The following is a 216-nucleotide window of genomic DNA, read 5'->3' as shown; positions in this document are numbered from 1 at the left end:
TGCCGCATCTTCCGCATAAACGACAAGCTTCGTTCCTGCTTTTTGTTTTGCAATGGTTACCTTAAATGCACCAGTACTATCGGCTGTTGCCGTGCCTAAAATGTTCGAGCCAGATTTTACTGTTACTTTCGCGCCCGCTTCTGTGGTTCCTGTAACCACAGTACTTGTATCGCTTACTTCTCCGACTTTCGGCGCTGCCGGAGCCGTTTTATCAAT

1 protein-coding gene is annotated in these 216 nt (G+C 47.7%); it reads right to left on the bottom strand.

Annotated elements, in window-relative coordinates; translation table 11 throughout:
- Window positions 1-216: Ig-like domain-containing protein (locus tag IC21_RS16870; protein WP_035180334.1), on the bottom strand; the 216-nt coding region annotated here is incomplete at both ends.

This window comes from Heyndrickxia coagulans DSM 1 = ATCC 7050 (assembly GCF_000290615.1).
Lineage (GTDB): Bacteria > Bacillota > Bacilli > Bacillales > Bacillaceae_C > Weizmannia > Weizmannia coagulans.
This window is presented reverse-complemented; position numbering and strand designations above follow the sequence as displayed.